The following is a 16,546-nucleotide window of genomic DNA, read 5'->3' on the forward strand; positions in this document are numbered from 1 at the left end:
CGCACAGCGCCCCTTATTCTTCCCGCGGCTCCGCATCACGGCCACATTCCGGCATCTGACCGGAAATAGAGCGCCTGATAGCCAGGCAGCTCAACCGACTGTGCTTCGCGGTCGACCCTCATGCCGCGCGCCTCGAGCCACAACGTCAGCCATTCCAGTGCCCGCTCAAGCGCATGAAGGTTGGTCTGTGCCGCGATCCGCAGCGCATGATGGACAGCGAGCCTGTTGTACGGGGCCGAATTACCAAGTCTGCTAAACGGCGAGGCGAGGTGATATCGCCTCCACGTGAGCGCGAACAGTTCAGCGATTTCACCTGCTTTGAGGAGCGGCGCGATGTCCCGTTCTGCACCGGACATCGACGCTGCGGCATCCGGGGACGTGCATGCATCGATGCTGGCGCGCAAGCCATCCAGCACCGGTCTGTTTGCTGAATACCACGACGCGAGCACATCTTGACCGATCCCCAGGCGCACCTGTACCGTCTCGTCGAGCCACGCCCTGCACTGACCGTTGCCAATCAACGAGAGTCCGGCGACCGCGAGCGGCGCCCAGTTCTCGCGCCCGATTGTGTAATGATAGCCCTCGCCGTCTTCATGCCAGGCGCACAGCGCGTCGGCTCTGGCATTTGACCACTGGAATCCATCGGCGTGCAGTTGATGCAGGGCACGCTCACCGTGTTGGGCAGCGCTGTGCGGGACGAGGCTCAGAGTTGAGGCCGGCGTGTAGCCGAGTCTATGTAACAGTCGTTTGAGCATGCGGATCAATGCCTACTGGATCGCAGATTCGATGACAAATCGCGAGACGGGATTTTTCTTGATCGTCGCGATTGTCAATCCATCGCGAGCACGCGTCATCGCCACATAAAACAGGCGACGCTCCTCAGACTCGGTGCTTTTCTCATCGGGGACGACGCCCTCTTCGGCGCGCGCGATCCACACGTGGTCCCATTCGAGACCCTTCGAGCTGTGCATGGTGGTGAGCACGAGCGCGCCCTCAGCCGGCTTGTTGTTTTCGCGCCGAAGATACTCGATGCGCTCCGCGAAGGTCCCCGAAAGACGCGAGAGCACGTCATACGTGCCTTGGATTGCCCGGATAGCCTGATCGTTCTTCGCATGCGTCATCATCAGTTCGTGCACACCGTCGAGAACCAGTGAATAGAACCGCCGGCCGCACATTTCCTGCCATTCGCACAGGCGCTTCATGAAACCGCGATATACCGTCGCCGTATCTTCAGGCAAGCCTAGCGCGAGCAGATCCTTCTTCTGACGCTGGACGAGCACCGTCCCCATATCGCGGTGCAGGACGCCGAGGAGGGGTGTGCTGACGCCCATGTAGCCGAAAACAGCGTCGAGCCCGTTATGCTTGTGCCCTTCGGCGACTTCCAGCAGATTGCACATCAGTGCACCCTGAGGGCGGTTTAACACGGAGCTGCCGGAGGCGCGGAAGTACGGCACACCATGCGAGCGGCACACGGCTTCAATCGGATCGAGAATGCGGTTCGTACGCGAAAGGATTGCGCAGGTCTTTCCTGCGTTCAGAAGCGGATGCAACGTCTCCACAGCCGCGACGGCGTCCGCATATTCGTCATCGGAGCGCCTGGCCATGACTGCGCCGCCCGGGCCGCGCTCGGCTCGCAAAACCTTGAGAATGCGATCCGTGTTGTTGCGAATGACGCGATCGGCCGCTGAAAGGATTTCGTCGTGGCAACGGTAGCTACTGCCGAGCACCACCCGTTGCGCGTTAAAGGAGGTCGCGAAGCTTTCCATGCCCCTGAAGCCGAGCGCCGCACGAAAGCCATAGATGCTCTGATCGTCGTCGCCAACCACGGTGACGTTCGCGCCTGCCTGCGCGTGTAGTTCGACCCAGCGATATTGCAAAGGGTCTGTATCCTGGAATTCGTCAACGAGGAGATCGGTGAAGTGATACGGCTCGATGTCCCCGGCTTCCATGCCGGCGACGGCCAACCGCAGCATGTCCTGAAAGTCGATCTTGCCGTTTCGCTCAAGCGATGCTTGATAGGCTGCGTAGATCTGCGCGTCACCGGTGCCGGCCTCGACACGACCGAAATTGGTCTTGATGCCCTCGATGACGGGCACCACATCCTCAGGCTTGCAGTCCAGACCCAGCTCGGCGATCACTCGCGCTATCAGCGCCATGCGGTCGCCATCAGTCGCAATATCGCGCTTGCCCAGTTGCCTGAATGCAAGCGAGTGAAACGTGCCTGCGATCAGGCGCTTCCTGGTGCCGTCGCCAGCGAGCGCAAGAATGCGGTCGCGCAGCTCGACGGCCGCATCCTTGCTGAATGTGACAGCGCCGACGATCGCAGCGGGGTCCGATAGCAGTAGCGCGGCCTTCGCCGCTATGGTCTTGGTCTTGCCCGCGCCGGGGCACGCGATCGCGACGCAGTGCCCCCGCTGTTCTGCGACCTCCCGCTGTTGCGGATTGAGCCCGTCGAGCATGTTGGCCGTCCTGTTAGCGGCCGCGCACCGTGGTCATCAGACGCAGGTGTGTCATATAGCCTCGCAAGCCAACCGGGTGGAACTTGCGCAGAAAACGCGACGTTTCCTCATCGATGTCGGACTGATCGCGCACCCCGTTCCAGACGAGAAAGTCGAAATGATCCATCACGTGGTCGAACTTCGTCAGCAACGACAGCACACGCATCGAGAATCGCGAATAAGCCTCGACTTCGACTGCCAGAGATGGCTTGGTGACACTCGGCGCAAACACGATATCGCCCTGCTCGCGCAATCGAGCTTCGGTCTTTACGCGGAATCCTTCGGCGACATTCAGCTGCTCGTCAACGTAGGCCTCGAGTTCGCCGACGTGTTTTTCGAAGAAGGCGGTGAGCGTGCCCTGATCCTCCGCACCGAACGTCGAGCGGCCGAAACGCTGCATATTGATGCTCATGCGGTTCAGATACGGCCACCATTGCTCAAAGAGCGGTTTGAGCCGCGTGTGATTCAGGCGCACAGCGGCCCGGACCACGGCCGCGCCTGACAGTTGCCGGTTCATCAGCTCACGGCCGATCTCGCGGCGGCGCTGCACGATTGCGGCGCGCTCAGCCGGGGACAATTCACGGAACATCTTGCGTGTTCGTGCGACCTGCTCGCGCTTTTCGTCCACTTCGCTGTCGCTGATCACACCTTCCCTGTGAAGGGTGTTCGCGGCGTCTTCCATCTGCTGCAGTTCGAGTTCGATCTCGCCACCGTCCGCACCGTCGCTGATTGTCGGACCGCTCTCCACCGGAGCGCCCGCCGCGGCACCATCATTACCGCCGTTCGTAGGCGTATGTGACATTGTGAGTTCGGCAGCCGCAGGATTGCTGGCAGCGTCGAGATTTGCCTCTTCCGTGATGGTGGTCATGTGGTTTCCTGTGGAAAGTGCGCGCCCACGCGCGCGGTACGACCTTATTGTTACGACGCCACGCAGCCAGATACGCCCGAAACATGTTCGATTTTGTTGTGCTTTTGGGGATGAAGCGTCCGCCATTCGGCTAATGGCACTCGCGGGATGGATAGCTTGCGTTGTTGCTGACCCGCGGTGACCTGATGAAGACCAGGTGTCGGTTCAATTTGAGGGATGGAATCGCGGCGTGACGCTGGGAACGGCAGCGCATCGAAGGACCGGAGCCGTGAGCCGGCTCAGACTCCTAACCCGGAAAGCCATCCGGTTTTCAGCAGCTTTCCGGGAAAAGTGTTACTGGAACGAGGCGGCCGCCTTCCACAACAGCGCGCCGAGCACCGCGGCGACTGCGATCCAGTATTGGGCGAGGACCGGGAATGGCGCCGCTAGAACGGCAAACGCTACACCGAAAACCAGCAGAATCCCGTGGCCAGCGAGGTGGAAAGACAGCGGACTCGCGAATCCGGCCGCCGAGGCCCGGACCTTGCGTCGTACGGAACCGTCAACGAAAGTCGCGACACAGAAAACGAACGTCCCGATCAGCCACAGCTTCATGACGCTCGCGCGATAGATCACCCGATACACCTCCAGCCAGAAGTTGTGTACCCAGGAGCGGGCGAAGTCGGACACGCCACCCTCTCCGATTTCCCCTGATGCAGACGCATCGAGCGTCGAGCGGATGATGCCAGAGTCGACGAACCAGCGCCTGAATCGCGCATTGGTAAGCGAAAGTACCTCATCGGCACGCTCAACGCCCAGTACGTCCTCGACAGACTGCGCTTCCTGCGCAGGCACAGCAAACAGCGAGCGATCCGGAAGCGCAGGCATGACGACGAGGGCCAGCAGCGGCACAAGGAAAAACCACCACTTGACGTGCGAAACGAATCGGCTACTGGCCATAGGTGGCAATCCCCCACTCGATGAGCGCAGACCCAAGCCGGGACAGCATGTAAAGCGGAAACAGAATCAGGCCGAACATACCCATGTAGAAGTGGACGGGACGACGGGAGACGAACAGGGCCATACCGTACGCGCGCGCGCCAGCGCCGCGCGAGAACTCAGCGGGGCGGGACTCATCCATTACGTCCTGCGAATGCGCCGTGGCGAGCGCCCGCCGCGCCACGTCCACATCAACTCTCGCCAGCTTCGCGATCAGAAAACGTGTGAGCGACATCGTAGTCCTCGAAGTAGAGCCGGAAGTTTTCGCCCGTCAGTGCGCGCGCTGCAAGCTGGAAGGCGGCGGAGCGCTGCGTGATGTTCTCCGGGCATCGTTCGTCGACCATTTCCGTTCCGCGCGCCTCATGTCGTGCTTCGAACTCGGTGACGGGTTCGAGCATTGGCGGCCACACGTGGTACCGCTCGCCGTCGCGTGCCACGTAACGCCGCGCGTAGAGCCGCTCTGCGTGACTGAAAAGCCCCTGCATGAAGGCTACGTGCGGGTTGCCGGTCTTGCGCGTGCGCTTGAACGATGCGATCGCTGTGTCGAGCATCTCCTTGATAAGCGGCTCAGATTCACCCATGAACTTCTCCCCGATGAAATCGGCCACGCGTGCGCAGGCGAGCTCCAGCTCCGGCGCCAGCGTGAAGACGGGAATCAGGCGGGACGATAGCTTGTGTTCGCGAATAATTTTTTTGAATACGGCAGACATGCGTAGGTTTTCAGCCTTGAAGGATTGGAATACGGCCCTGATACACGGCGGCGCCCGAGATGCGCATGAAATATTGCAGGTTGGGCAGACTGTGAATCAGGCGGGTTGGGATCAGCGGCGCTTTCTCCAGTTGAAGAGAACGTGAAACGCCACCGGTAAATTCGCCGATATGCGCCTCGGTTCCTGTACTCGTACTGCCAGTGATCGTGATATTGCGGATCGCAGTCTCTCCGACCTTATCCGAGAACCACTGTGCTGTATCTGTATCCTCCAATCTAAGGATTATCTGGTTGTTCAGGTTGCCCAAAACCTGCAGCATTTTCGCGGCGTTTCCAAGTTTGGCCTCGAGGTCTGCGCGCGTCTGGAATGCGACAAACGCCTTGAAACCGGCGCCTCGTCCCTTGTTGAGGATCTGGATGACCTGTTCGTTGATCGCCTCGGCCACCTCGTCGATGATCAGTACCACGTCTGGCGGCGTCTCGTAGAAGTTGTAGATCGAGCCGCAGACAGCTGAAACGTCAGCCAGCAACGTCGACGCGATCGCTTTTGCGACAATGCTGTTTGACAGGGAATCGAGGCCGATATGCAGTATCGCCTTCTGGCGGATTACCTTCTCAATGGTCCAGACCTCCCGCTCGTCGTCAAAATCGTCGACCTTCGGCGCGAGCATGAGACCCGTCTCACCCGTTGCGAGCATCTGCAGCAATGGAAGGGCCGATGCGATGATGCGCATGTAGTGCTCGCGATCGTGCGTGTGTGTGGCAATTAGCCCGTCGATCGCTTCATGACCACGCTCCTGCGATGCGAACCTCGCGTTGTACAACGCGATCATTCCGTCGACCAGCGTCGCCGCGTTGTTGCGCTGGCCCTGACGCGTCGTTTCTGTCGCGACCTGCTGCTCCCAGTCTGTCAGCCTGTTTTCCGCGAAGAACCGGCGCAGCGCCTTTTCCAGAAGCGTCGCAATGCCAGACTGTGCATACTTCAGGATCGAGCGCAGATTGGGCTTGTCCCCGATGTAAAGCTCCCCATTGACCGACCGGCTGATGAACAGGTACGCAAAGTCACGGAATGGCCCCTCTTCCATTAACTGCGCAATGCGGCTGGGAATTTCGGACGGCTGCGACCAGCTATCTAGCGGCTCCAGACGCACGGACTCTGACGGCTTGGCCTGATTGAAGTAGAGAAATTTCCGGCCGGTCCTGGCCGCTTCGCGTTCGGCGCGCAGCTTCCAGTCCTTATCGTTTTTCGGGTCCACGTTAATGAGCACGTCGCCCAGATGGATGACCTGCGTCGAGATCACCTCATAGGTACGCGTCTTACCCGAGCCGGTCGTGCCGCCGACGGCGGTGTGGCCACCCATCGACTTGTAGTGGAAAGGGACGAGAGCCTTCTTTGGTTCAAGCCCGTGGATCCACGATGCACCCTGAGGCATCCGGTCGCGAACACTGTCCTTTGGTGCAAAGACGCTTTCAATCGCCTCCTCAATCTTTCGCCCGGTCTTCGTCCTGTTCAACCATTTCGGCAACCCCGGAATGTCAGTCGTCGGCATGCGCAGGATGTCGTGTGCAATCTGGCAATGCTTCTGCGTCCATTCGAACCCGATGCCCAGGTACATCGAGTTCGCCTCCTCTTTCATGCGCTGCTGGATCTGCAACAGCCTGGGGATCGGAAGGGTCGTGAGCCACTTCGTTGAAATGGCCATCCGGAACTTCAATGCGCGCCAGATCTGGAATGAGCGCACGGCAAGGAAAGCGAGTGCAACAAGGCCAAATACCCACGAGTAGGGCATGCCCGATAGAGGCAGTAGGACAATCGCCGCGAGCCAGAAAGCGGCTGCACGCAACTCATAGATCGGCCTGAAATGATTGATATAAGGAGTGGTCATGCGGGTGGATCGAGAATGAGTTGGCCCGCGCGCGGGGTGAGAGTGATCTGGCTGGCTTCATCGGCAACCATCAGGCCGCGCTTGCGCATATGTTCAACGAGCGTGCTGCTGCTTACGCCATAACCCCCGACTAGACGCTTCTGGAGCACCAGTCCCTTGTCGTTCCACTGGACGGACGCCTTTCCTGTGGCAACGTCCTCGCGCAGCGCCTGAAACAGTTCGCACACGAGATTCGGTACGCCCTTGAGCACTTCCTCGAACGCCGCGGGCGGCTCCGATTCGCGACGTGCCGGGGCTGGCTGGGCCGCGGCCTTCATTGTTGACGGATCGATTGCGGCAGACGGTGGCGCGACGCCGGAGGCTTCGATCGGGCTCGCGCAGCTCAACACCTCATGCGACGTTTGCGACGACGGGCCGACGCTGTCGGCAGGAACGGTCGGCGATTGCGGATGCGCCTGCGGCGCTCTCGCCGGCGGCACCGGAGCATCAATAGGAGCGACCACGGGTTGCGGCGACGACGCTCCCGCCGACGGCCCGGCAGGTGACACGGATTGCACCGGAGCGGGCGCGGGAACGACCACGGGCTCCAGCTCGGCCGCTACATGCACGGCAGACGGTACGTCGAATTGGACGGGCGCGAATACCGCGCGTTGCGCCTTGCGATCGAATTCGTCAGAAGTGGCGACCCCCTGACGAACCACCTTATGCAGCAGCGACTCGGCCCCGAGGGGTTGCATGCTCGGATTGATTGCGCCGAACAGATCGGAAAGCACCTCGCCATCGAGCCCGGCCAGTAGCTCGGAACCCACGAGAACCTGTGCCAGCATCCCTGTGCGCATACGCTCAACGGGCAACGGCTGTTCCCGACGGCAGATGCGATAGTCGGAACCGGCGAGCCATGGGCTCGCCGCACCGTTCACCGACGGATTCCACGCCTGCCGATCCCTGTCGCGCTCGATGATGAAATGCCGGTAGGGCTCGTCCAGCCGGGAACACACTGCGGCGAGAAACACCGCGTAATTGTATTGCGGCTCGATGCGGCGGCGCCTCTCCGAGGGCAGGCTGGTGCCGAATTTCTGTCCGCCAGCCAGCCGCATCGCATAGAAAGCAGTCTCAACGGTGCAACGGAAGGCCCCGCCCGGCTCCCTGTAGAGCTCGGGACTAAGCGGCAGCGAAGCAAACCACGCGGCGCACGACCGAAGGACGCTCATCCATCTGCGCTCGAAATCGGCCTTGCTGACTTCGTTGGCACATTGCGCGATCAGGTCGACACGTCGTTGGTGCTGGGTGAGTAGCGCTTCGCTCCCCATGGATGCGTGCAGCGTCATACAAGACCCCCAGTCGCCGTTTTCGCAATCTTTCCGATGATTGCGCCGCTGGCGTTCGCGCCCCCACCAAACATGCCGGCAATTTTCGGGATCTCGAATGAAACGAGGAATACGAAAAAGGCGAGATCGAACACCTGCGCGGCGGCGCCGGCTGTCGTGAGGCCTAGCTGAGCAGCGTCCTGCACAGCGTTGACCATATTGTGTGTCACGAGCCGCATCAGGATCGCCGCCACGACGATATACATGCCCGCGCTGACCATGTAATCGAGCCAGCTTTTGAAATAGCCGCGAGTGAATGAGGAAAAGCCAAGCGCGAACGCGATCTGGCCCATCACAACGCCCGCGGCGAACTGTAGTTGCCCGATGTTGATAAAGAACACAAAGATTATGGACGTGACAGACAGGAGTGCCCATGCGAAGAACAGCGGAATCGTTGCGATAACGACATCGGGGATCATCGTTAGTTTGAAGCCGATCCCCGACCATGCCTGAACGGCCGAATCGAAGACCTGTCCGGCCGCACTGCCCATAATGCTGAGTGCGCTCGTCATGTTTGCGCCGCCGATGTCATTCGCCATGGAGACGAACCACTTGTAGAAGTTCGGTGCCCAGCTTGCGAAACCCACATAAATGGACGCGAAGATGCCAAGGATGCCGAGTTCTTCGAAAAGCGCGACCCACGCCATTACAGGGTCTTTCGTCGCACCGAAGCGCACCGCCGCGAGAACGATCGTGATCACCGCGAGCCCGCTGGCGAACTTGTCGGATTCTTGCTGGATACTCTGGGAGGCGCTAACCGCGGTGTCCATGATCGAGGAAAACATCGCGGTGATCTTGTCGATCGCACGCGCATTTCCGGCCGCCGTCTCTCCCTGACTCACATAGGGGTTCGCGGCCGTCCCACTGGCTGACACCGGCGCCGACGCCGACGCATCCGCTAATGCCGGCGACGTGTTGAGTGTCAGCAAAGCGAGTAGCCAGGCAATGGCCATGTGTTTGAGATTGCGCAGCGTCATCTTGATCCCGCACTCCCCTAGTTGCCGTACGCCGCGCGCTCAGCCGCCTGCTGGTCAAGAAAAGCCTTGGCGTTATCCGATCGGGCTTTTGCTTCTGCGTTGTCCGCCGATTGCTGCTGCGCGTCTTTCTGCGTCTTGTTCGCCGTCATTTGCAGCATGTCGCTCAACTGGCTCGAGACGATGTCGAGATAATGAGTCGTCAACTCCGCGGTTGCCTGCGCCGTCGGCGTGAGCGACATCTGCGACTGCAAATCCTGACGCCGTTGCGCGAGCGCCTGGATGTGGCTAAGCACGTTGTTTCCGGTTTGCATCAGTTGCGTCGCCTGGCTGTCTCGCTGGGAGTAGAGCGTGCCCATGTCGGCAAACCATTGCTCATTCGACTTGCCCGATCGGGAGATCATGGTCTGGACGTGCGATAGCCACTGGTTGCCATTCTGCAGGTCACCGTAAAGACTGGTCGCGTTCTCGGCTAGTTGCTTGTACTTCGAAATGTCGCCGGTGATCTGATCGTATTGGGCCTTCATCGCTGTCGGGTCCAGATTGGTTGCCTGGAGAAGCTGATTGGCCATCATCTGATACTGGTAGACGATGTTTGTGTCCTCATAGACCTCTGTCTTCACGGCTTTAAGTGCGGTGGTCGTGTTCTGGACGAGGTTCGACGGGTCGATCACCGTCATCATTGCGTATGCTGGTTGGGAGAGGCAAAGTGTGATGCCCGTTGTCAGCGCCAGGCTCGCGAGAATCTTCTTCATGCTGGTTTTCCTCAATCGAGTGTCATCATTTCGGCTAGATACCCATCTCGCCAATTCAGATCGCCGGACCTGAAATGTCTGTCCAGCACAGCCTGAGCGCGGCCGTCCGAGCGCAATACCGCGAGCGTTTCTTTCGGGAAGCTCGCCTGTAGCATGCGGGTCTGATCTGGTGTCACCCACAGGTAGTCGCGATTGGGCGCGGCATCCACGATCATCTGGATCTGGTCCAGCGTGAGGCCGAACTTGTCGCGATACAGGTGCAGGTTGTTTTTCGCGTCTGGGTTAGGCAGGTAGATGATGTTCGGGATGTTTTCCTTGAGCACCTCGAAGTCCGCGATACGGGCGACCTGGGCAAGGGATTGCGTCGCCATCATCAGCGTGGCGTTTAGCTTCCGGATGGTCACGGCCCAGATTTCCAGCCGCTTATAGAAGCGTTCGTTCTGGAAAAAGAACCCCGCTTCCTCGACCTCGATCACGGTGTAGCGCTTGCCGTCCAGCCACTGTGCGATGCGGTAGAAGGCGTAGTCCATGAAGAGCGCCGCAGCGACCGGAAAGTTGTTGAACAGATCGCCCATCTCGATGGAGAGGTCATCGGACAGCGTGAATGCGTCCTCGACGTGATCGAAAAACCGGCCGTTCTTTTCGCCTTTCGTCCACACGGCCAGCCGCTCGCGCAACTCGATCGATAACATCGTGTTCAGATAGGACAAGGTCCATCGCTCAGGACCGTAACCGTCGCCCAGCGTACTGACCGCTTCGAAAATCTCCCGCTCCTGGTTCTTGTTGCAGCGGAAGGTGTCGTCCTCGATGGCCATCTGCACCCATTCGGCGACGTAGGGGTAATGCTGTTTGTCGCACAGAAGGGACAGCGGATTGACGGAGGTCGCCGCTTCGAAGCGGCCTGTTGCGTCGATAAAGCGCCCGCCTGCGAGTACCGTCGGGATGCGCGTTGATCTGTCCTTGTCGAAGCGCACGCGTCGGGCGCCGTGACGCCCCGTCTGCGACATGAGGAAGTTGAGCATGATCGACTTGCCCATGCCGATCGGGCCCAGCACAAGGAGGTGCGAGGCACCCCCCGGACGGTGCAGGTTCACACGCTGCAGCGTCTTATGCCGCGTGGGAAGCATGGTCAGCGGACCGGTCTTCTGGCCCGACTGCTGCGTCAGCCACGCATTGACAGTGCTGCCTTCGGCCACGCTGCGCACAGGGGCAATGTCGGAGACGGCCGGTGTCTCGACGAATTGCAGGCGCTTCTGCTTGTCCCACCGGCCCGGCAGCGTCGTGTTCCACGCGGCCGCCAGGTTATCTTTTTCCAGCACGACACCGAATCCGGCGTTGCCGATGCGGCCGACCACTTCGCGCGTGGCGTCGTCACACTCTTCGACGGTGTCGCCGTACACGATTACGGAAATGTTGGCGAAGCCGTACTGCTGCCCCTTTGCTGTAATCTTCGCTAGCGCGTCCTCGGCCTCCTCCGCGAGCATCATCCGACCTTTGTCGTTCTTCTGCTCTTCCTTGGCGAAATAGGCCTTGATGATCGCCATCGGATTGAACGCCGCGATCTTGTAGAAGCTGCGGATCTTGTCAATCCATTGCTTCGCCTTGGTGGCATCGAGAAAGCGGAACATCACGCAGATGTCGAGTTCCGCGTCGACTTCCGAAAGCACATCGAGTGCGGCCTCCTGAAAGCCCATCCATTCCTTGACAGCGACTATCTTGGCGAACCGCACGCCGTGCGCCGACTCGAACATCAGGTGCTCGGCGCCATAGGTAACCGTGCTTTCCGTGAGGTGGGTATCGAGCATCGTGACGGGGTAGCGCACACGTCGCGGCGGCACGGACGGATTGGCTGTCTGATGCAGATAGGCCAACGAGTGCTGCAGTTCGAGACGCTTTGCCTTCAGACGCGTCACACCCCCCTTGAACGCGTCGAGAATCGATTCGAAGCGCTTGATGTCCGATGTCACGCGCTCAAGGTCGAAAACGAAGGCGCTACGAGCGAGGAACGTGTCCTTCGCGGTCTCGATCAGAGCGGACACCATCGACTTCCCGCCGACCGTCATGTGATAGGCGACCTTCTCGAATACCTTGTTGATGCCTGTTTCCGGGGTGTAGGCGAGCGAGAGTGAGTGGGTGTTGCGGAAGTACATCCCGCTGCTCACATGGCTACGGTTGATCCGGTCGACGTATGCGTCGATGTCCGCTGCGAAATCTCCGTCGATAGTCCCTTGCACGCGACGGTGGGAGAGCCGCCACCATGCAGTAATGCGGTGATCGAAATTCTTGCACGCATTGTCGAGGTTGTTGCGCACCGACGATATGTCGTCGGCGTTAGGTGAATCGGCATCAACCCCTTCAAACGTGTAACAGGTTAGCAGCGACCCGTCCTTGTCGAGGACTAGTTCCGGCGTGACCATCGTCGCCCATGGCGCGATCTCCTGCACCGGCCGGCGCACAATTCGTTTCAGCATGGCAGGTCCTGGTCAAAACCATACGGCCGCTTGAACCGGGCCGAGAATTTCCCGGACGGAATCGGCTCGTGGATGTCGGGATAGTGGTTGTAGACGAGCATGACGTCGCGCCACCACGGGTCGCGGCTGCTCTTCCAGCGCAGTACCCAATGGATGATGAATCCCACCGGCAGGAACGCGAAGGTCATGCTCGTATAGCAAAGCAGCAGCGTTAGTGTGCCGTTCGCGATCGCGAGGCCACGGTCGGCACCGCCCATCTGCCGGGGAAGCGACAGGCCGCGACTGACTTTCGTTGGCTCACGCACAGGTGTAGCTAACGCCCATGTGGTTCTTGACGATGTTCACCGCGCAGGCGGCGAGACCTAGCCCGACGAACACCGAAGAGATGATCTTGCCGATGGTGCTTTCCGAGTTCGCGATCGCGACGGCGCCGACGATGATCAGGACGACGCCGATCCCATACAGCCACGGGCCGCTGATATATGCCTGGATCAGACAGATCAGATCGGTTGCCGCGCCCAGATCGCTCAGGCTCACGGCCGAAGCGAATGGCGCGAAGAAAGCGAGGCTCGCCGCGACGATGGTCGAGCGGATCTCGCGTCGGCTCAGAAAGCGTTGGTATGCGGTGATCGATAGTGTTCGCAGGCGCGATGACACGGAATTGAGGGACTTCATATTGAACATACTCCTTATTGTTAGAAGACGCGGTTGAGGACATAGTCCCCTTCCTTGAACCCCTTGATCTCGACGATCTCGGAAACGTGGCGCAACTCGCCGGTGCGGCGCAGATGGATGACGAAATGAAAGCAATCGGCAATGGCCTTGCGCATGTCGACAAGGTCCCAACGACTGCCAGGAGGAATGCCCAACATCGCGAGGCTTTCCAGACGGCTCAAACCGCCCCGCGCATCATTGGAGTGAATTGAACCCAAGCCGCCATCGTGGCCGGTGCTCAGTGCCTGGATGAAGTCAAATGCTTCACCGCCGCGTACTTCGCCAACGATGATCCGGTCGGGACGGAAGCGCAGACACAGCGCGACGAGCGACTGTGTCGTGACGCCCTTGTCCGGGTTCGACAGGAACCGCACGAGATTTGGCACGCGCAGCTTCAGCTCCATCGTGTCCTCGATGGTGATGACCCGCTGGTCTTGGGGCACCTGTGCAGCCAGTGCGTTGAGGAATGTGGTTTTCCCGGTGGACGTTCCGCCCGCCACAAGCACGTTCTTGCGGCGAATGATCAGTTCGCGCACGGCTGCCATCAGGCCTTCATTCTCGATACCGGGATAAAAGAGCTCATCGTCGTTGTGCTCATGCCGCGCATTCACGCGCGAAAACGCACCCATTGCGACGTAGTCGGTGAGACTGAGATGCCTGTCGCTGTGCTTTCGGATCGACATCGCATGTCCGTCGATCGCCGTGGGCCGCATGACTGCCGCGATACGCAGACCTTTGTGGCCAGCGTTAATGATGCCCTGTGCAGTGCCGGCCTTCGCGGACTTTTCGACGGATGCGGCGAGCGAAAGGATCGCACCGTTTAAAGTCGCCTGATTCAGCGTGAGCTCAAGGCGATGCATTTCCCCGCGTCGCTCGATCCACACATTGTCGAAGTTATTCACCATGATTTCGGCGACGTCGCGTGCTTCGAAGTATTCCCGCAGCGGTTCGACGGATGCAAAGAACATCTGCACCGCACTCTCTTCGAGCGGGCGCACCTTGAGCAGGGGATTTTCGGCAGCTTCGGACATGCTGCTATTTTTCAGGGCTGGCCAACCTGGAGCAGAGCGAAAGAACGATCAAATCGATGAGCTTTGACCGATATGTCGGGCACAGGACAGATTGAATATGGAGTGCGACGCAACGATCGCGCAATCCGTAGACTGAGCCGGCTCAGACGCCTAACCTGAAATGGCGCAGTAAAACCTCTAGCTTTTCGGGTAAGCCGCGCTTCGAAGTGTGTTGTACGATTCGCCCCTCGACACTCGTTGAAAAGACCATGGCCCGAACGATCCCGTTTGCACGAACCGCAGCAGCTGCACGTGCACGTCGAAACAGGACCCTCCTCTTGCCGGTGCCCCGCGCCGAGGTCGACCGTCTTTGTCTGCAGGTTCACATCGCGCTCGACGTCATGCGGCGCGAACGCGGCAACGCAGGCGCGGCGCAGACGCTTTGCCAGGCCATGATACTCACAGGATTCCTGGCAGAGGCAGGTTACGGCGAAGCGACCTTCGAGCAGATGCAGCACGCCGAGGAGGTGATCTCTTCGGCCTTCGATCGCGGTCGCGAATCTGGCGTGTGGTCACTGGACGAGACTGGCTTCCGGCAATTCGCGGCGATCCTCTCGACCTACGACAAACAATTGCGTCGCGCGCCGCTCTCGGCTGTCGCTGACGCAAGTGACCGACTCGAGCGGTTCCGTGCCGGTGAGGCATTCGATCAGAGGGCGCGCAAGCGCGCGTAGGCGGGAGCTCCAGAGACTACGTTGTGGCCGGTACTTGTTCGCCGCAGCCACCAGCATTTTGATGCGAAAGGCAAAGAAATCCTCGGATCAATGCATAGTTCTGGCATCCAGTCCGCTTCCTGATTATCAAGAATTTTCCTCGCGTATTAATTCGATTATTGAGAGAATCTGGCGAATCGGTCCACGAATGGCTGTGGTTTATTTCTTATTTAGAAAAAGGTGTCTGAGCCGGCTCAGACGGCTTTCGACCGGTTTTGGCCAACCTTCGGACGGGCAGCATGGCCCCAGAACACTGAAATCATTGGCTAATTCGGGCTCCAGTTCATCCCGCGGGCCCTAAACGGTTGTGTGCAACGCGTGCAATCGGGCTTTGGCCTTCCCGGACGAAAAAAAAGCCCGGCAAATCGCCGGGCTTGGGTTCAGAACACGTGACAGACATCGCCCGTCAGCAGATCACTTCCATCATCTCGCCAAATGGGGCCTTCTTCGCGCGCCTGAGCGGCACGGTTGATGCCCACAGGACGGGATAGGACGGCTCATCGCTCGGAAACGCTCCATCCATGTCGGTGAGATAGACCAGAAACGTGGGTTGAATGCCTTCGTCGGCCAGCCGTTTGAACGGATCGACAAACGAAGTGCCTCCCCCGCCACGCACCGGTAGCAGCTCGACCGCGTCGCCGCGCTCGAAGATCTGCACCTGCTTCACGCGCGTATCGCAATCCAGCACGATCAGCCGCCGCGGCCGCACAGTCTCATTGACAACGAGGATCTCCGCGTCGAACTGCGCCTGCGTCTCGTCAAACACTGAACCGCTGGAATCGCGCACGAACACCGCATCGCCGACCGCCGGTTCGTTGAGCGACGGCAGATACAGCCCCATGTGCAGATACCGGCGATTGGGCATCGCGAAACTGTAGTCAGTCGGCGACGATTCCTGCGCAAAGCGCTGCAGGATCGCGCGCCAGTCAACCACAGGTTCCACCGCCATCTGGACCATGCCTTCCAGAGCGCCGCCCATCCCGCCCCGCATCTTCGCCGCTTTCGCGGCCTGCAGGACGGCGACCTTCCAGTCAGCTTCCTTCTGGGCCTTGTCGTCCCCCTTGTATTGACGGACCTCGCCACAGGAGGGGGCAGCCTCGGGAGCAGCGCCGGACTCGGGTGTTGCGCACGGTGTGGTCGCGCCGTTCGCGGATTGCGGCGGGCTGTTGCCCCCGGGTGTGCCGCCTGGCTGTTGGGCCGACTGTGACGTCGACTGCCGGCCGGGCTGCGCATCCGGTTTGCCACCATCCTTCTTACCGTTGCCCTGCTGCTTTTCCTTCTGCCGCTTCTCCTGCGCGAGGATGCCGTAAATCTCCTCGGCCGACTTGCCGCGAAAGCGGGTGTCGAACAGCACGCCCTTCGGCAACTGCATTCCTGCGTCGTACACGATCGGATTGATCGCATAGTCACATGCGTCGTTCCAGAGTTTCGGATCGCGATCGCCCTGGCGCCAGCAGTGGCCGTTGGCCACATGCAGAACCTCATGCGCCAGCACGCCGCGCGTTTCCAGATCGTTCAGACCGCCGAGGTACGTCGGGTTGTA

Annotated in this window: 16 protein-coding genes; 1 reads left to right on the forward strand and 15 read right to left on the reverse strand. The window is 60.0% G+C overall.

Features of this window, described 5'->3' with window-relative positions:
* Nucleotides 1-35 precede the first annotated feature (35 nt).
* The 14 genes from AB4Y34_RS36505 to AB4Y34_RS36570 form a co-directional block, all read right to left on the reverse strand.
* Nucleotides 36-755 (reverse strand): hypothetical protein, encoded by a 720-nt coding sequence (locus tag AB4Y34_RS36505; protein WP_368718777.1) that lies wholly within the window; start codon nucleotides 753-755, stop codon nucleotides 36-38.
* Nucleotides 756-767: 12 nt separating this feature from the next.
* The gene (locus AB4Y34_RS36510; protein WP_368718778.1) at nucleotides 768-2,459 is read right to left on the reverse strand and encodes an ATP-dependent helicase; all 1,692 of its coding nucleotides are present in this window, start codon (nucleotides 2,457-2,459) and stop codon (nucleotides 768-770) included.
* 13 nt (nucleotides 2,460-2,472) lie between these two features.
* A complete protein-coding gene (locus AB4Y34_RS36515; RefSeq protein WP_152854574.1) occupies nucleotides 2,473-3,366 on the reverse strand; it encodes an ATPase in 894 nt (297 codons plus the stop codon).
* Between the two features lie 333 nt (nucleotides 3,367-3,699).
* On the reverse strand, nucleotides 3,700-4,305 hold the full coding sequence (locus tag AB4Y34_RS36520) for a DUF4400 domain-containing protein (protein WP_176369567.1): 606 nt from the start codon (nucleotides 4,303-4,305) through the stop codon (nucleotides 3,700-3,702).
* Nucleotides 4,295-4,579: a hypothetical protein gene (locus AB4Y34_RS36525; protein WP_152854561.1), complete on the reverse strand. Its 285-nt coding sequence runs from the start codon at nucleotides 4,577-4,579 to the stop codon at nucleotides 4,295-4,297. Before AB4Y34_RS36525 ends, AB4Y34_RS36520 begins: the two co-directional genes overlap by 11 nt.
* On the reverse strand, nucleotides 4,536-5,054 hold the full coding sequence (locus tag AB4Y34_RS36530; protein ID WP_152854562.1) for a hypothetical protein: 519 nt from the start codon (nucleotides 5,052-5,054) through the stop codon (nucleotides 4,536-4,538). The genes AB4Y34_RS36525 and AB4Y34_RS36530 overlap by 44 nt, the downstream gene beginning before the upstream one ends.
* 10 nt (nucleotides 5,055-5,064) lie before the next feature.
* Complete coding sequence (gene traD, locus AB4Y34_RS36535; protein WP_176369568.1) at nucleotides 5,065-6,939, reverse strand: conjugative transfer system coupling protein TraD; 1,875 nt, start codon at nucleotides 6,937-6,939, stop codon at nucleotides 5,065-5,067.
* Nucleotides 6,936-8,267 carry a TraI domain-containing protein gene (locus AB4Y34_RS36540; protein WP_176369569.1) on the reverse strand — a complete coding sequence of 444 codons (1,332 nt, stop codon included), beginning with the start codon at nucleotides 8,265-8,267 and terminating at the stop codon, nucleotides 6,936-6,938. Before AB4Y34_RS36540 ends, traD begins: the two co-directional genes overlap by 4 nt.
* Entirely contained in the window at nucleotides 8,264-9,283 is a 1,020-nt protein-coding gene (locus tag AB4Y34_RS36545) for a type IV secretion system protein (protein WP_152854565.1), read from the reverse strand. Before AB4Y34_RS36545 ends, AB4Y34_RS36540 begins: the two co-directional genes overlap by 4 nt.
* Before the next feature lie 17 nt (nucleotides 9,284-9,300).
* Nucleotides 9,301-10,035, reverse strand: a complete 735-nt coding sequence (locus tag AB4Y34_RS36550; protein ID WP_176369571.1) for a type VI secretion protein — start codon at nucleotides 10,033-10,035, stop codon at nucleotides 9,301-9,303.
* Nucleotides 10,036-10,046: 11 nt separating this feature from the next.
* A complete protein-coding gene (locus AB4Y34_RS36555; RefSeq protein WP_368718779.1) occupies nucleotides 10,047-12,506 on the reverse strand; it encodes a VirB4 family type IV secretion system protein in 2,460 nt (819 codons plus the stop codon).
* Nucleotides 12,500-12,811, reverse strand: a complete 312-nt coding sequence (locus AB4Y34_RS36560) for a VirB3 family type IV secretion system protein (RefSeq protein WP_176369573.1) — start codon at nucleotides 12,809-12,811, stop codon at nucleotides 12,500-12,502. The genes AB4Y34_RS36555 and AB4Y34_RS36560 overlap by 7 nt, the downstream gene beginning before the upstream one ends.
* Entirely contained in the window at nucleotides 12,804-13,181 is a 378-nt protein-coding gene (locus AB4Y34_RS36565) for a TrbC/VirB2 family protein (RefSeq protein ID WP_227749420.1), read from the reverse strand. The genes AB4Y34_RS36560 and AB4Y34_RS36565 overlap by 8 nt, the downstream gene beginning before the upstream one ends.
* Nucleotides 13,182-13,201: 20 nt before the next feature.
* Nucleotides 13,202-14,251, reverse strand: a complete 1,050-nt coding sequence (locus AB4Y34_RS36570) for a CpaF family protein (RefSeq protein WP_368718780.1) — start codon at nucleotides 14,249-14,251, stop codon at nucleotides 13,202-13,204.
* 248 nt (nucleotides 14,252-14,499) lie between these two features.
* Between AB4Y34_RS36570 and AB4Y34_RS36575 the strand changes: the two genes are divergently transcribed.
* Nucleotides 14,500-14,964 (forward strand): hypothetical protein, encoded by a 465-nt coding sequence (locus AB4Y34_RS36575; protein ID WP_176369576.1) that lies wholly within the window; start codon nucleotides 14,500-14,502, stop codon nucleotides 14,962-14,964.
* Nucleotides 14,965-15,409: 445 nt separating this feature from the next.
* Here the strand turns inward: AB4Y34_RS36575 and AB4Y34_RS36580 are convergent.
* Nucleotides 15,410-16,546, reverse strand: a 1,137-nt coding sequence (locus tag AB4Y34_RS36580) for a VWA-like domain-containing protein (protein ID WP_368718781.1), incomplete at its 5' end; no start/stop codon positions are given.

The organism is Paraburkholderia sp. BR10954 (assembly GCF_040965775.1).
Taxonomy (GTDB): domain Bacteria; phylum Pseudomonadota; class Gammaproteobacteria; order Burkholderiales; family Burkholderiaceae; genus Paraburkholderia; species Paraburkholderia youngii.

What these genes read in the sequence shown, in the direction of transcription:
- AB4Y34_RS36540 (WP_176369569.1), bottom strand. Translation starts at nt 8,267, where the DNA reads ATGACGCTGCACGCATCCATGGGGAGCGAAGCGCTACTCACCCAGCAC.
- AB4Y34_RS36530 (WP_152854562.1), bottom strand. Translation starts at nt 5,054, where the DNA reads ATGTCTGCCGTATTCAAAAAAATTATTCGCGAACACAAGCTATCGTCC.
- AB4Y34_RS36510 (WP_368718778.1), bottom strand. Translation starts at nt 2,459, where the DNA reads ATGCTCGACGGGCTCAATCCGCAACAGCGGGAGGTCGCAGAACAGCGG.
- AB4Y34_RS36525 (WP_152854561.1), bottom strand. Translation starts at nt 4,579, where the DNA reads ATGTCGCTCACACGTTTTCTGATCGCGAAGCTGGCGAGAGTTGATGTG.
- AB4Y34_RS36545 (WP_152854565.1), bottom strand. Translation starts at nt 9,283, where the DNA reads ATGACGCTGCGCAATCTCAAACACATGGCCATTGCCTGGCTACTCGCT.
- AB4Y34_RS36575 (WP_176369576.1), top strand. Translation starts at nt 14,500, where the DNA reads ATGGCCCGAACGATCCCGTTTGCACGAACCGCAGCAGCTGCACGTGCA.
- AB4Y34_RS36570 (WP_368718780.1), bottom strand. Translation starts at nt 14,251, where the DNA reads ATGTCCGAAGCTGCCGAAAATCCCCTGCTCAAGGTGCGCCCGCTCGAA.
- AB4Y34_RS36505 (WP_368718777.1), bottom strand. Translation starts at nt 755, where the DNA reads ATGCTCAAACGACTGTTACATAGACTCGGCTACACGCCGGCCTCAACT.
- AB4Y34_RS36565 (WP_227749420.1), bottom strand. Translation starts at nt 13,181, where the DNA reads ATGAAGTCCCTCAATTCCGTGTCATCGCGCCTGCGAACACTATCGATC.
- AB4Y34_RS36550 (WP_176369571.1), bottom strand. Translation starts at nt 10,035, where the DNA reads ATGAAGAAGATTCTCGCGAGCCTGGCGCTGACAACGGGCATCACACTT.
- AB4Y34_RS36515 (WP_152854574.1), bottom strand. Translation starts at nt 3,366, where the DNA reads ATGACCACCATCACGGAAGAGGCAAATCTCGACGCTGCCAGCAATCCT.
- AB4Y34_RS36555 (WP_368718779.1), bottom strand. Translation starts at nt 12,506, where the DNA reads ATGCTGAAACGAATTGTGCGCCGGCCGGTGCAGGAGATCGCGCCATGG.
- AB4Y34_RS36520 (WP_176369567.1), bottom strand. Translation starts at nt 4,305, where the DNA reads ATGGCCAGTAGCCGATTCGTTTCGCACGTCAAGTGGTGGTTTTTCCTT.
- traD (WP_176369568.1), bottom strand. Translation starts at nt 6,939, where the DNA reads ATGACCACTCCTTATATCAATCATTTCAGGCCGATCTATGAGTTGCGT.